Origin of the sequence: Zavarzinella formosa DSM 19928, from assembly GCF_000255705.1 — a bacterium.
GTDB classification, from domain to species: domain Bacteria; phylum Planctomycetota; class Planctomycetia; order Gemmatales; family Gemmataceae; genus Zavarzinella; species Zavarzinella formosa.
The window spans coordinates 123,692-137,783 of the sequence record NZ_JH636446.1 but is presented as its reverse complement, the minus strand read 5'-3'; the positions used below and the strand labels follow the sequence as shown (position 1 = coordinate 137,783).

The window sequence follows — 14,092 nt, the reverse complement described above, 5'->3', positions numbered from 1 at the left end:
GCTTTGGTCTCTCCCTCCGTCGAAAACCCTCCCGTGGACCGTCTCATGATGGCACGTTTTTTCACCCCCGCCGTTCTCTTGATTGCTTGGGGCTTCGCCTCGCCAGCGGCGTTCGGGGCCGTCACCCTGCCGACCGGCGGCAAAATCCAACAAGTGGATTTCGAGCGGCACCTGATGGGGCTGTTCAGCAAGGCGGGTTGTAACAACGGATCGTGTCACGGGTCGTTCCAAGGCAAGAACGGTTTCCGACTCTCCCTGTTCGGATTGGACCCGGACAAGGACTTCGCCGCCCTCACCCGCGACATCCAAGGTCGCCGGGCCGATCCCATCGACCCGGACAACAGCCTTCTCCTCCTCAAAGCCACCGGGGCCATGAAGCATGATGGCGGCATCAAGTTCAGCCGCGATTCATGGCAATATGCCGTGATGCGGGAATGGATTAAGGACGGCATGCCCCGGCGCAAGGGAGCCGGGGAGATCAAGGGCATCGAAGTCAGCCCGAAAGATATGTTGTCCCTCAAGGCCGGGCAGAAGGCCCAGATTAAAGTGACCGCCACCTTCACCGATGAATCCAAAGAAGACATTACGCCGTTTTGCGATTTCCGGATGCAGGACGACGCGGTCGCCCGAGTGACCCCCTTCGGCGAAATCTCCGGCATCCGGCCGGGGGATTCCGGCTTCGTGGTGCTATATCGCGGCCAAGTCGCCTCGTTGCGAATCTTGGTGCCGACGCCGATGAAGCCCGGCTTCAAATACCCGAAGATCGAAGCCGTCAATTATGTGGACAAAGAAGTGTTCGCCAAGTTGAAAATGCTCAATGTCGTGCCGTCCGATCTCGCCGGGGACACCGAATTTCTGCGGCGGGTGACCATCGACACCACCGGCAGTCTCCCCACGCCTGACGAGATTCGCCAGTTCCTTGCCGACCAATCGCCGGACAAGCGAACCCGCAAGATCGACGACCTGCTGAAAACCTCCCGCCACGCGGCGTTGTGGGCCACCAAGTTTTCCGACATCACCGGAAACAACACGCTGGCCCTCGAACAGCCGCAAGGGGCCGCCCAGAACCTGAAGAGCCAGATGTGGCACGATTGGTTCCGCTCCCGCGTGGAGCAAAACATGCCCTACGACGAGATCGTCCGGGGCGTGATGACGGCCACCAGCCGGGATGGCAAGACGCCCGAGGAGTGGCTGGCCCATGTGAAGAAGATCGAGGAAGAGGGCAAGAAGTTCGACACGTCCGAATATGCCGGCCGGAAGACGCTGGATATGTTCTGGCGTCGGCAGGCTCAGGTGCCGAGCATCGAATGGAGCGAAAAGACGGCCGCCGCCTTCCTTGGCGTCCGTCTCGAATGTGCCCAATGCCACAAACACCCGACCGACCGCTGGACGCAGGCCGATTACCGGGCCTTCGCCAATCTGTTCACCAACATTAACTTCGCCGCCAACCAGTTTTCGTCGCCCGATGTGAAGAAAGTGATTGACGCGGAGAATGCCGAGCGGACGAGCAAAGTTGATGCGAAGAACAAGAACCAAGTCATGGTGATTCGGGAGATGTTCATCGCTCCGGAACCCCGTGGCAAGAACGTCCTGCTGACGCACCCGGAAACCAACGCCCCGTTGAAGCCCAAGGCTATCGCCGGGCCGGAATTCACCCCGGCGAAGGGCAAGGATCTTCGCGGCGAACTCTTCGAGTGGATGCGTTCCCCGGAAAACCCCTTCTTCGCCCGCAGTTTTGTCAACCGAGTCTGGGGCCATTACTTCGGGGCCGGTATTGTCGATCCGGTGGACGACTTCTCCCAAGCCAACCCGCCGACGAACACTCGTCTGTTGGATGCCTTGGCGAAAGACTTCATCGAAAGCAAGTACGACATCCGGCGATTGGAACGGACGATCTTGATGAGCCGGACGTATCAAAACTCCTCGACGCCGAACGACACGAATCGGCTCGACAAAAACAATTACGCCCGCAGCTACGTCAGGCCGATGCTGGCCGAGGTGGTGGTGGATGTGGTCAATGATGCCATCGGCACCACGGAAACTTTTGGCAACGACGCCCCGGCCGGCAAGCGGATGATCGAGATTGGCGCCAGCCGCATCAACAACGCCAATGTGGCCTATGCTCTCCGCATCTTTGGTCGTCCACCCCGGACGACGGCTTGTGATTGTGAACGGGCGATGGAACCCGCCTTGCCGCAGACGCTCTTCCGCATGACCGACCCGGCCTTGCTTCAGAAGATGAAATCGCCCGCGAACCGTTTCAACTTGCTGCTGAAGGATCGCAAGCGATCAGACGAGGCGATCTTTGAAGAAGTGTTTCTTGCCGCGATGAGCCGATTCCCGACGCCTCGGGAGTTGGACACCTTCTATCAACACCGCCTGACCAACACCGACCGGGCCGAGGCGTTCGCCGATGTGGTGTGGGCGTTGATTAACACCCGCGAGTTCATCCTGAATCACTAATCACTGACGAAATTCTGAACACAAAACCATTAATATTAACAAACGAACAAGCTGATTCAAACCCGAAAGGCCGACGACCATGTTCACGAAACGCGATTGCGAAGGTTTCCACCGCCGCGACTTCATGCAAATCGGCTCGGCCGGTTTCATCGGGTTGTCGCTGGCCAGCATGCTTCGCTCCGAAGCCACGGCCGCCAGCCGGACGACGGCGGCCGATGTCAAGGGGCCGAAGGCCAAGAGCGTCATCCTCGTGTGGCTCTCCGGCGGACCGGCGACCATCGACATGTGGGACAACAAGCCGGAAGCCCCCGAGGGGATTCGCGGCGAATTCAAATCGATCAACACCAAGGCCGCCGGGATGCAGGTCAGCGAGTGCCTGCCGAAGATGGCTTCGGTCGGGGACAAGATCAGCCTCGTTCGCAGTCTGGCCCACACGATCCCGTCCCACGGGCCGGGCACGGTGTTCATGACCACCGGCAACAAACCATCGGCCGCGTTGCAATACCCGTCGATGGGTTCGGTCTGCGCGAAAATGCTGAGCGTGGAAAAGGGCGTGCCACCTTACGTCAGCTTCTCCGAACTTCGCAATGGCTCGGCCGGGCTGGCCGGTTACCTCGGCACCGGTTACAACCCTTTCGGCGTCGAAGGGGGCGGTGGTGGCAAAGGTGACGCCAAGGGGGGCGGGACCAACATGCGGGTACGCGGCATCACACTGCCGCCGGGCTTCAGCCTCGAAGAACTGGAAACCCGGGACAAACTGCTCTCCGGTTTCGACCAAGGCTTTAAAGAACTCGACAACAACGGCAACTTGGTGGACGGGCTCGATTCCTTCCACAAGCAAGCCCTCGACATCCTCCGGTCGGACAAGACGAAGAAAGCCTTCAACCTCGCGGCCGAGAAGGAAACCACGCGGGAAGCCTACGGCACGACTCCCTTCGCCACCAGCGCGCTGGCGGCCCGGCGATTGGTCGAGGCGGGTGTGCGATTTGTGACCATCTCCACCGGCGGTTGGGACACGCACGGCCAAAACTTCACCAACCTGAAGACAAAGCTGCTTCCGCAACTTGACCAAACACTCTCCACGCTGATCCGCGATCTCGACGAACGTGGCATGTTGGACAGCACGATTGTGATGTGCGCCGGGGAATTCGGGCGGACGCCGAAGATCAACAAGAACGTCGGCCGGGATCACTGGGCTCGTTCGATGGCTTGCGTGCTGGCCGGCGGCGGCATCAAGCGTGGATACGTTCACGGCTCGACGGATGCCTCGGGCATGGCTCCGGCCACCGAACCGGTCACCCCGGATGATGTCTCTTCGACGATCTTCCAACAACTCGGCATCGACCCGCACACGGAAATGCAAACTCCGACCGGCCGGCCGGTGCAACTGTTCCGCGAAGGGCGTGTGATCGAGAAATTGGTCGGCTGATATCACCGACCCGATCATTATCCTTGCAGAACCCGCTCATTTTGAGCGGGTTCTTTTTTTGTAACAGGTCATCCGCCGGTCTATGTCTTCTTGTAACGGCAGTCCTTTCTATGTAGTGTGAAAAAGCGTTCTTCGGAACGAGCTCTCATTTCTCTCCAGAGGTTCTCATGCGTTTTCATTCTCCTCGGCGGGCATTCACGCTCATCGAACTCTTGGTGGTGATCGCCATCATCGCCATCCTGATTGGCCTCTTGCTGCCGGCGGTCCAAAAGATCCGTGAGGCTGCCAACCGGATGAAATGCTCCAACAACATCAAGCAATTCGGCCTCGCAGCCCACAACCACAACGACACCTACGGCAATATGCCCCCGCAGTATGGGTATTCCAACGGGACGTCTGGCAATTACGGCCCCCTGTTCTTTCATCTGCTGCCGTTCATGGAACAGGACAACGTCTTCAAACAGGCGACCACATCCGGAGGCTCAAGCTCCTGGAACGGCAACACATTCACCAAATTGGCTGGCGCCGATATTCGGAATAGCGGAATTGAAGGGACAAAAGTGGCCGGTTATATCTGCCCCACAGACCCCTCGGCGGTCCAAGTCAATCCGAACTGGGGTTGGTCCGGAGGATCATACGGCGGCAATTTCCGCGTGTTCGGCAATCTTCAGGGAACAACCACCGTGGGAGTCAGTGACGGCGTGGTTTCCGGGAACGTTGCCAACTGGCAGGGTCGGCCAAACATTCCGGCCACTTTCACGGACGGCACGGCCTCCACGATTTTGTTTGGAGAGAAAATCGGCCTGTGCAACACCACCGGTTCGTATCCCTCTGGCGCCGCCGACGGCGGGAACATGTGGACCCGTTGGGACTACTTGGACTACTGGCAGGCCACTTTTGGCGCCTTCATCACCGGGGCGGGGTCCAAGTTTCAGGACAATCCCACGCCGTACACCAATGGAGGAAGGTGCAATCCGCGACTGGCCCAGAGCCTGCATACCGGCGGCATGAACGTGGGCATGGGAGATGGCAGCAGCCGATTCCTCCGGGCCAGTCTCGACGCGAATGTCTGGTGGTCGCTTTGCACGCCGAACGGGGGCGAATCGAACACGGATTCTTGATCTTTTTCGTGTCCGTGATCTTCCCGCCATTCTCCCGGAGGCCGCCGATGAAGACGATGGCTCGACTATCAGGTTTGTTGGTGTTGTTCTCCGGCGTGATCGGGTGTGGTGATGACCGCACCTCTTTGGTCCGCGGATCAGTCTCCATCGACGGGGAACGCATCACTTTCGGGACCATTGCCTTCATCGGTCCCGATGGCCGCGTGGATTCCACAATGATCCGCGATGACGGAACCTATGAGATGTTGAAGGCCCCGCAAGGGAAGGTGTTGATCACGGTGCAAACCTATCCGTTGCCTCCCCAAGTCCGGCCGCCGGAAGCGATTCCGACGAAAGGGGACAAGGCGGCGGCAACACCAACGGGCGCCAGATATACTCTCCTTCCCGACTATTACAGCGACGAGAAAAAGTCCCCGCTGACTTATACCGTGGTTCCCGGTCCCCAAGAATATGACATCCAATTGAGCCGCCCGGCGAAGGGAGCCTCCCGTTGAGGGGGGAAATTTCCGGTGATTCGGCCGGCGTCATTCCTCTGCGACCGCCGGTGGTTCGATGCGATCCAAATTCTTCCGTTGCCTTACTGGTTGCCGTCCGTCTCAACTTGTCCCCCGGCCCTTTTCCGATTTCATCTTGCTTCCGCTTCCGCCTCGTGACAGTTCCATGATGGCTTGCCTGTCTCGCCGTGGGCTTGCTCCTTTGATGAAAATCGCCGATAGTTGTAGGCTACTGGTAGCATTAATCCCCTCATGGGATGGGTAGCATTCCAATGGCCAACAATATGGCGAATGTTGAAAACTCTCAACGAATCGTCGTCTTCGGCATGCCCGACGCGGGCAAAAGCTCTTTGCTGGGGGCGCTTGCCCAAGTCGGGTTGACGCAGTCTCGCTCGCTGGGCGGCCATCTTCATGAGGGGGGCGGGCTGGCCAACCTGCGGCATCAGGTTTATGAGGAACATACCCGCGAGACGCAGCAGGAAATCGTTTCCTATCCCATTCATATCGCCGGAACCGGGCCAAAACATCCGAGCCGGAATGCCGTGGTGATCGACTGCGACGGCCGGGCGGTCAACGATATCCTCACCAAGAAAAACTCGATCAACCAAAGCCAGAACGCAAAGCAACTCGCGGAAGCCATCCTCACGGCGGATTCGCTCGTCTTCGTCATCGACGCCGGAGCACCATACGACTTACAGGATCGGGATTTTCACGAATTTGCCCGATTTCTGAAGCATTTTGAATCCAAGAGGGCCAACGAACACGGCGTCGGCGGGCTGCCGGTGTTTCTGGTTCTGAGCAAATGTGACAAGATCGCCGGGCCGAACATGAACTCCGGCGAATGGCAGCGGATCATTGAAGCCCGTTGCAACGAGGCGGCCCATCGTTTTCGGGAGGTGCTGAAAGAAGAACCGACCGACGCGGATGATTACTGGAAATTCGGCAGCATCGATTTTCACGTCCGTCCGTGCGCGGTCAAACGTCCTCGTCTCACGGACTTCCCGGAACAGCCCCGCGAGCCTTATGGCGTCGCCGAGTTGTTCAACGAGGTTTTCGGAGACGCCGCCGGATATCGCGATCGCACGGAGAAATCGAAGAATTTGTTGTCATGGATTCTGGCTGGAATCAGCGGGTTGCTGGGCACGCTGGCGTTGTCCGGTTCGTTCCTGTTTCTCAATCCGGTGAGCGACACCACCCCCATCCACGGTCTTTCGTCCAAGGTGGACACGCTGCAAGCCTCCGAGGCACAAGGCGCCCCGGCCCGGCTGGCCGCCGATATTCTGCCCAAGCGGCTCAAGCTCTTTCAAGACATCCAGAACGATCCCGAATTTGACCGACTTTCCGAACTTCAAAAAAACTATGTCCGGCTGCGGCTGGACGAAGGCCAGGCGTATTTGAAGTTCTTGGAGGAACTGAACGCCGTGCCGCCGATGTCGAAGAGCCACAGTCTCGCCGAACTGAATGACATCGAAAAGCGGCTGAACAAAACGAGCGTTCCGGCCGCCTACCGCAGCGAATGGGTGGGCACCGATGCCGTGCTGCTCCGGGAGCGCCTGCTCACCAAGGATATCGTCCAACTCAAAGAAGCGGTTAACACGCTCATCAACCACTTCCAAGCCTTGAAAAACCGGGGCAGTGCCCTCCTCTTGGAAACCACCGAGCTTTCTCCCGAGTGGAAACGGAAGGGACAAGAATTAGTTGAAGAAGGTGAAAAATCCCGGCCGTTTCCCAAAGCCGATCCGTTGCTTGGCCCCGCTTATGTGTTTGATGAAGTGGTCTTCGCGGAAAATGACTGGCTGAAATTTCAACTGCGACTGGCCCATGTGCAAGACATGGCCACCGCCCTCGGCCTCCTCGGGAATATGGACGCGACGGCCCCGTTGGCCCCGGTAATGAATTCATCGGCCAAAGATGTTATTGTCACCGCAGCGACGCGATACGGAAACCTTAAAAACCAATACCCAGATTACAACCGTTGGACGCTCGCGGACATGCCGGACAAATTGAGGCACGATTTCCAAAGAGTATTGAAGAAAAGCAACGACGAACTCATCCGCGACGGTCAACGCCTGATGCTGACTAAATTGAAACCGACGGCAGGCGGAGAAACAACCGAACTGGCATCGAAGTGGCCCGGTGTGGTTGAATACATTCTCTCTGATCGGGAGGTTCAAGACTGGAAGAAACTCACTGACTTTATCTGCCGACTGTACGACCCTACAAACCCCACTATTGTGGAATCCACTGCTGAGTTTCTTGGCGAGAAAACTTTCAAATTTGAATTCAAACGTATGAGCGTCAAAATCCCGGACATTGTCTTGAACGGCGAAGCCCGTCCTGTCGGGGATTTGGTGATTTCCTGCCGGAAAACAGAAACAAGCGAGCCACAAAAAGTGACACTGTCTCGCGATGGAGAACCGAAGCGTGATAGCCAATCAAGTGTCTTCATGTTTACGACAAATGAGCCTGTTCTGAAGATCGACGCAGGAGACATCGTTTTTGCTGAATTGCTGGTGAAAAAGCCGGGGGGGACAGAACAAAAGCTCACATGGAACACGTTCCGAACGCCGACGTACCAATTTGAGTCGCTGAAAGCCCCGCCGAAACTGCATGATCCGAAAACACCGGCCGCCAAGGGAGTGATGGAAGATGGGGTAACACTCGACATCTTGGACGGCAAATACACACCTGTCCCGGCCATGCTGCCAAGTTTGCGTTGAACCGTAATTGATCGAAGCGGTTCTAATCCTGAATCGCGTCTTCCGGGTCCATCGCCGACGGGCGAATGAACAATCGGGGCCGGTTGTCCCCCTCGACCGGCGGGAGGGCTTCGCCGTAGGAACTTCCCTGAAGGCGAATCGTGCCGGAGTCGTTTGGCCGCAACAGGCTGGAATTCGCTGCGATCATGTCGGCAAGAATCAACCCATCCGACGGGCGTTCATCCGGGTTTTCCGAGAGGCAAGACATCAACAAACTGGCCTGTCCGTCAGTGAAGCCGTGCCGCCGTAATTCAGCAATCCAAGCCATGCCGTCCGGCATCCGGCAGGTGGGGTCTTGCTGGAGCAGTTGATACCAGATCATGCCGATGGCATAGACATCGTCCCGCGGGTCCGAAGGCTTGCCCGCTTTCATCTGCGGAGAGGCATATAATGCCGAATGGCTGCCCCGAAGGGACCGCCGCAGGGCTTGGGAAACATCCAAGTGCTGGTTCGCCAAGGGGGCGGTAATTTCCCCCCAGCCAATGTCAGACACCCAGACAGAAACCTTTCCCTCAGTGGTCGGGGAAAGCAGCACATTGGAGGGCTTCAAGCCCCGATGGATCATCGGTTTCGGCAGGTGATGCAACTTCCCGGTGATCCGGGCCAGTCTTCGGGCAATGGTGGCCGCCTGGTCGGGCCGGGGCCGGTCTCCCCTCCATCGGGCGTCGTGCATCAGGTTGGCGAGATCATAACCGTGAATCTGCACATACTCCAGACACGGCGGCCGGCTTTGCAAATAGGCCGAGCGAAGAGGGATCAGCCCTTGATAGACATCAAGGTCCAAGACCCGGCGAAGCAGCGGCTCATATTTGCGGAAACCAGCTTGCAAACGGGAATCATTGACGAATTTCAAGCATGCCGGGGAAAGTTCCGGTTGCTCGTCGTCGTAGCCTTCCCAAACCTCGGAATGCGGCCCGAGACCGCGAAGGGTTTCCACCCGCCAGTTATCCAAACCCGCCGGCAAATCGCCAGGGCGGAAGCTCGGCAAGCGATCCGGCAGAAACAGCAGCCAATCTTCGGCCCGCTTGATCTGGAACTGTTCCGGGACAGAGACGCCTTCCATGTCCCCCGGCCGCCGCAAGGCTTGCCGGGCGATTTCGGGGAGCAATTCCAGATAATGCAAAAGAGATTCCCGGAATTCCTCCGGGACTTCCGGCCGGATGCCGTAAATCGCGTCCTGAATGGCCAGTTCGACCGTTTCGGCCGGGGAGGAGACAATCTCCCGGATGGCCATGCGAATATCGGCCGGGCTGAGATGGGAGGTGTTCCGATAAGTGGCCTTGGCGACTTCGAGAAGGGCCGTCTCAAAGGGAACCAGACGAGCCAGCGCGGCCGTTGCGTATTCGCACAGCGACGCCCCGAGACATTCGACAAATTGTTGCAAACGTGCCATGACAACCCGAACTTCCGAAGCGGGAACAGGGAGATTCGGTCAGCCTAATTAAATCCCGATTCATCGTACCGTAGGTCGAATAATCGTTCAACGCAATAAATTCCCGGGCTTTTCCAGTGTGTGAATAATAGACAAACGGGCGATTGTCCGAACCACCCTCTTTTGCGGAGATTTTGCAATGGATGCCTACATCATTTCAGCCGTGCGAACTCCGGTGGGGAAATTTCTCGGCGGTCTCGCGGAAGTCCAGGCGGTTCGGCTGGCGGCGGGCCTTGTGCCGGAAACTCTTCGCCGGGCCGGGGTGACGCCCCCTCAAGTGGATGAAGCCATTTTCGGGCATGTGGTGCAGGCAGGTTGCGGGCAGAATCCCGCCCGGCAGGCCGCTTTGTTCGGCGGCTTGCCGGACACCATCCCCGCTCTCACGGTCAACAAGGTCTGCGGCTCCGGTCTAAAGGCGGTCATGCTCGGGGCGCAGGCCATCCGGGCCGGGGATGCGAACATCGTGCTGGCCGGTGGCATGGAAAGCATGAGCCGAACCCCGCATCTTGTGGAAGGAACGCGGGCGGGCCTCAAGTATGGCGACGTGCCGTTCGTCGATTCGCTGATTCGGGACGGCCTGTGGTGCCCCTTCGAGAACTGGCCGATGGGCAAGGCCGCCGAACACACGGCGAAGTCCTCCGGGGTCAACCGAGAGGATCAGGACCGGTTTTCCGTCGAAAGCCACCGGCGAGCCGCCGCCGCGTGGGAGAACGGAGCCTTCACGGCCGAAGTGTTTCCGGTGACCGTCGGCACGGGGGCCAAGGCCAAAACCGTTTCACGGGATGAAGGAATCCGCGCCGACTCCAACATGGAATCCCTCGGCAAACTGCGACCCGCCTTCGACCCCGCCGGGACGGTGACGGCCGGAAACGCCTCCCAACTATCGGACGGGGCGGCGGCGTTGATGCTTGCCTCATCGGGATCAGCCAATACGCTCCCCACGAAACCGCTGGCCCGCATTGTGGCTTACACCACCAGCGGCGTGGCCCCCAAGGATATTTTCATCGCTCCGGTCCCGGCCGTTCGGCAGGTGTTGGGCAAGGCCAGGTTGAAACTAAGCGACATCGATTTGTTCGAGATCAACGAAGCCTTTGCCGCCCAAATGCTGGCCTGTTGCCGGGAATTGACTTTGGACGCCACCCGCGTGAACGTCAATGGCGGGGCGATCGCCATCGGCCATCCCATCGGGGCCAGCGGCGCCCGGGTTCTGGTCACGTTGATTCACGCCCTCCACGCCCGGCAACTTCGCTACGGTCTCGCCGCCCTTTGTTTGGGAGGGGGCAACGCCGTCGCCATGATCGTCGAACGGATTTGATAAAATGGGCCAACGATATGATGATCTGTTGAAATTAAACGTCTAACCAATCAAATTTGGTTTGCAACGGGGCTTGGCCATCGATCCCCGTCATTAGACGAAAGAGAATTGTGCATGCGTGCCGTCGTTTTGCTGCTTCTCCTTGCATGTCCTCTTGCCGCCATCGAACCGTTGACGCCGGAACAGGAACGCAAGACGTTTCAAATGTTGCCGGGCTACCGGGCCGAGCTGGTGGCTGTCGAGCCGAACGTGGTCGATCCCGTGGCGATGGCGTTTGATGAAAAGGGAAGATTGTTCGTCTGCGAAATGATCGGCTATTCCAACGGCGGCCGGGGAACCGGCATCCAAACCGAAGGCCGGATTCGGCTGTTGACAGACAAAGATGGCGACGGGCTTTACGAAACCGCCACCGTGTATGCGGACAAGCTGCGGTTCCCCACCGGCGTGTTGCCGTGGAAAAAAGGCTTGCTCGTCGCGGTCGCCCCGGACATCGTTTATCTCGAAGACACAGACGGCGACGGCAAGGCCGATTCCACCTGCGTGTTGTACACCGGCTTCGGCGTGGACAACATTCAGCAGATGGTCAACAGCTTGCAATGGTCGGCCGATGGTTGGGTGTACGGCGTCGCCGGGAGCAACGGCGGGACGATCACCAGCCCGGAAAAACCCGCCATGCCGCCAGTGACGCTGCGAGGTCGCGGCATCCGATTCAAGCCTGATATTCCCGGCAGTCTGGAACCGACTTCCGGCGGCGGGCAATATGGCCTCACCAGCGATCTCGCCCAGCATTGGTTCGTTAACACGAACAGCCAACACCTTCGGCAAATCGTTCTGCCGGATCATTACCTGAAACGGAATCCCAATCTGATCGTCCCGGCAGTCGTTTCGGACATTCCCGAACACGGAGCGGCCTGCAAGTTGTTTCGTGTCAGCCCGTTCGAGGCTTGGCGGGTCGAACGCACCACTCGCCGCAAGGACGGCCCCGAGGCAAAGCAATTGCCGCCGAACGAACTCGTCCCCGGCGGATTCGTGACCAGCGGTTGCTCTCCGCTTTACTATGACGACCCCTTGTTTCCCGAAGACGTCCGCAAGACGGTGCTTTTTTGCGACCCGGCCAACAACCTTGTCTCGCGGGATCGACTTCAACAAAACGGCTCGCTTTACAAGGCCACGCGAGCCGACGAGGGGAAAGAATTTCTGGCCTCCACCGACAACTGGTTCCGGCCGGTGAGCCTCACCACCGGGCCGGACGGGGCCATCTATGTGCTGGACTTTTACCGCGAGGTGATCGAAACGCCCCTCTCCCTGCCGGACGACATCAAGGCCAAGGTAGAACTCCAAAGCCGGGGCCGGGGCCGGATCTGGCGAATCGTCCCGGAGAACGCGAAACCGTTGGCGAAAATCACGCTCGATCCCGCCAAACCAGAAACACTCGTGGAAGGGTTGACCGATGGCCGTGCGTGGGTGCGAAACACCGCCAGCCGGCTCTTGTTTGAAACGAAACCAAAAGAGGCCGGGAAACTTCTCGTCGCCAAACTGCCAGGGGCAACCCCTTCGGCGACCGTGGCCTTGTTGTGGGCCATCGCCATGACTGGAGAACTCACTCCCGCCCAAGTCGGGGCCGTCCTCGCCCATCCAGACCCAGCCGTGCGGGAACATGCCTTGCGGCTCAGCGAGCGTTTTCCCCCGGCCGAAATTGACGTGCCCGCCATTGTGTTGATGGTCGGTGACAAAGACCCGTTCGTGCGGCTTCAACTGGCCTTCACCGCCGGCGGCCTCCCCGCCGAAGTGACGGCCGACATCCTGACGGCGCTCGCCACCAGCGGCAAGATCGATTCGTGGATGCAAACCGCCATCCTCAGTTCCGCGTCTCATTGCGGCCCCGAATTGGTGGCCAAGCTGATGACCGCTCTCCGGACAGACGTCACGCTTCCGTTGGTGGCTCGCTTACTGGCGATGGTTGGTTCCACGTCGGACACCAAAAAGATCGCCGATGTTTTCAAACTCATCTCTCGGCTCGGGCCGGCCGATCAATTAGTCCTGTTGGATGGTCTTGGCCAAGGTATGCGAAACACCGCCCAGCCGCTGAACACCCTTTGGGCCAATCCCCCGGCCGAGTTGAAAAAACCGCTCGCCGGATTGCGCGAGGCGTTTACAAAACGGGCCAACGATGCGACCGACGAGAAACTTCCTTTGCCAACGCGATTGGCCGCTGTCCGGTTCTTGGGCGTCGGGCCGTTTGATGTGGCCAAAGAACCGCTGGCGAAATTGCTGACTCCGCAAAACCCCGGCGAATTGCAATCGGCCGCCGTGCAAGCCTTGAACACCTTTGCCGAACCGGAGGTGGCGACGATCATCCTCGCCGGGTGGGAGGCCCACGGGCCAACGCTTCGCCGTGAAATCTTGGAAACGCTGACTGCCCGCAAAGACCGGCTTCCCGTGCTGCTCAACGCCATCGAGAAAAAAAACATTCTCCCGGTTCACTTGGACGCCAGCCGGGTGGCTCTGCTACGGGATCATGCCGATCCGGCCATCCGGGAGCGGGCGAGGAAACTGCTGGTTGACACCGGAAATGCCGACCGCAAGAAAGTGATCGACCAATATCAAACCTCCCTGACCCTCAAGGGAGATGCCGGTCGCGGCCGGGAGATTTTCCGCAAGAACTGCACGGCCTGCCACCGGTTGGAAAACACAGGCCATGAAGTGGGCGCCAACCTGACCGCCGCCCTCCGGAACAAAACGCGGGAAACGCTGATCCTCGACATCCTCGACCCGAGCCGGGAAGTGGACACTCGTTTTGTGAACTACAAAGTGACTACCACGGCCGGACGAACCATCACGGGAATCCTCGCCGTCGAAACCCCGACGAGCGTGACACTCCGACGCGGGGAAAACACCGAGGACACGGTGCTGCGTTCGCAAATCGACGAAATCAGGGCGACCACCAAGTCCCTGATGCCGGAGGAATTCGAGAAACAGATCACCCCCGCCCAACTGGCCGACCTGTTTGAATACCTGCTGGGACCGGGCCGGGACTCGCCGGGGAAGTGACTGTCAAACATGCTTGGTGAATTTTGCC

The 14,092-nt window shown here is 58.9% G+C and carries 8 protein-coding genes; 7 read left to right on the top strand and 1 reads right to left on the bottom strand.

Annotated elements, in window-relative coordinates:
• Positions 1-45: 45 nt before the first annotated feature.
• The 5 genes from BGIM_RS0135000 to BGIM_RS0134980 all read left to right on the top strand — a co-directional run bounded on the left by BGIM_RS0135000 (position 46) and on the right by BGIM_RS0134980 (position 8,227).
• Positions 46-2,463 carry a DUF1549 and DUF1553 domain-containing protein gene (locus tag BGIM_RS0135000; protein ID WP_157369656.1) on the top strand — a complete coding sequence of 806 codons (2,418 nt, stop codon included), beginning with the start codon at positions 46-48 and terminating at the stop codon, positions 2,461-2,463.
• Positions 2,464-2,542: 79 nt separating this feature from the next.
• A complete protein-coding gene (locus tag BGIM_RS0134995) occupies positions 2,543-3,892 on the top strand; it encodes a DUF1501 domain-containing protein (RefSeq protein WP_020474317.1) in 1,350 nt (449 codons plus the stop codon).
• A 167-nt stretch (positions 3,893-4,059) separates the two neighbouring features.
• Positions 4,060-5,013: a DUF1559 family PulG-like putative transporter gene (locus BGIM_RS53965; RefSeq protein ID WP_020474316.1), complete on the top strand. Its 954-nt coding sequence runs from the start codon at positions 4,060-4,062 to the stop codon at positions 5,011-5,013.
• A gap of 47 nt (positions 5,014-5,060) precedes the next feature.
• Positions 5,061-5,507 carry a hypothetical protein gene (locus BGIM_RS0134985; RefSeq protein ID WP_020474315.1) on the top strand — a complete coding sequence of 149 codons (447 nt, stop codon included), beginning with the start codon at positions 5,061-5,063 and terminating at the stop codon, positions 5,505-5,507.
• Positions 5,508-5,779: 272 nt separating this feature from the next.
• On the top strand, positions 5,780-8,227 hold the full coding sequence (locus tag BGIM_RS0134980) for a GTPase domain-containing protein (protein ID WP_020474313.1): 2,448 nt from the start codon (positions 5,780-5,782) through the stop codon (positions 8,225-8,227).
• A 22-nt stretch (positions 8,228-8,249) separates the two neighbouring features.
• On the opposite strand, the gene BGIM_RS0134975 is transcribed toward BGIM_RS0134980, so the two are convergent.
• On the bottom strand, positions 8,250-9,659 hold the full coding sequence (locus BGIM_RS0134975) for a serine/threonine-protein kinase (RefSeq protein WP_020474312.1): 1,410 nt from the start codon (positions 9,657-9,659) through the stop codon (positions 8,250-8,252).
• Between the two features lie 178 nt (positions 9,660-9,837).
• Here BGIM_RS0134975 and BGIM_RS0134970 point away from each other — a divergent pair, with 178 nt between their 5' ends.
• Both BGIM_RS0134970 and BGIM_RS0134965 read left to right on the top strand, forming a co-directional pair.
• Complete coding sequence (locus BGIM_RS0134970; protein ID WP_020474311.1) at positions 9,838-11,013, top strand: thiolase family protein; 1,176 nt, start codon at positions 9,838-9,840, stop codon at positions 11,011-11,013.
• 114 nt (positions 11,014-11,127) lie between these two features.
• A complete protein-coding gene (locus BGIM_RS0134965) occupies positions 11,128-14,064 on the top strand; it encodes a PVC-type heme-binding CxxCH protein (protein WP_020474310.1) in 2,937 nt (978 codons plus the stop codon).
• Positions 14,065-14,092 lie beyond the last annotated feature (28 nt).

Bases quoted from the DNA above. Each gene is read 5' to 3' on its own strand.
- BGIM_RS0135000 (WP_157369656.1), top strand. From the start codon at position 46: ATGATGGCACGTTTTTTCACCCCCGCCGTTCTCTTGATTGCTTGGGGC.
- BGIM_RS0134995 (WP_020474317.1), top strand. From the start codon at position 2,543: ATGTTCACGAAACGCGATTGCGAAGGTTTCCACCGCCGCGACTTCATG.
- BGIM_RS53965 (WP_020474316.1), top strand. From the start codon at position 4,060: ATGCGTTTTCATTCTCCTCGGCGGGCATTCACGCTCATCGAACTCTTG.
- BGIM_RS0134985 (WP_020474315.1), top strand. From the start codon at position 5,061: ATGAAGACGATGGCTCGACTATCAGGTTTGTTGGTGTTGTTCTCCGGC.
- BGIM_RS0134980 (WP_020474313.1), top strand. From the start codon at position 5,780: ATGGCCAACAATATGGCGAATGTTGAAAACTCTCAACGAATCGTCGTC.
- BGIM_RS0134975 (WP_020474312.1), bottom strand. From the start codon at position 9,659: ATGGCACGTTTGCAACAATTTGTCGAATGTCTCGGGGCGTCGCTGTGC.
- BGIM_RS0134970 (WP_020474311.1), top strand. From the start codon at position 9,838: ATGGATGCCTACATCATTTCAGCCGTGCGAACTCCGGTGGGGAAATTT.
- BGIM_RS0134965 (WP_020474310.1), top strand. From the start codon at position 11,128: ATGCGTGCCGTCGTTTTGCTGCTTCTCCTTGCATGTCCTCTTGCCGCC.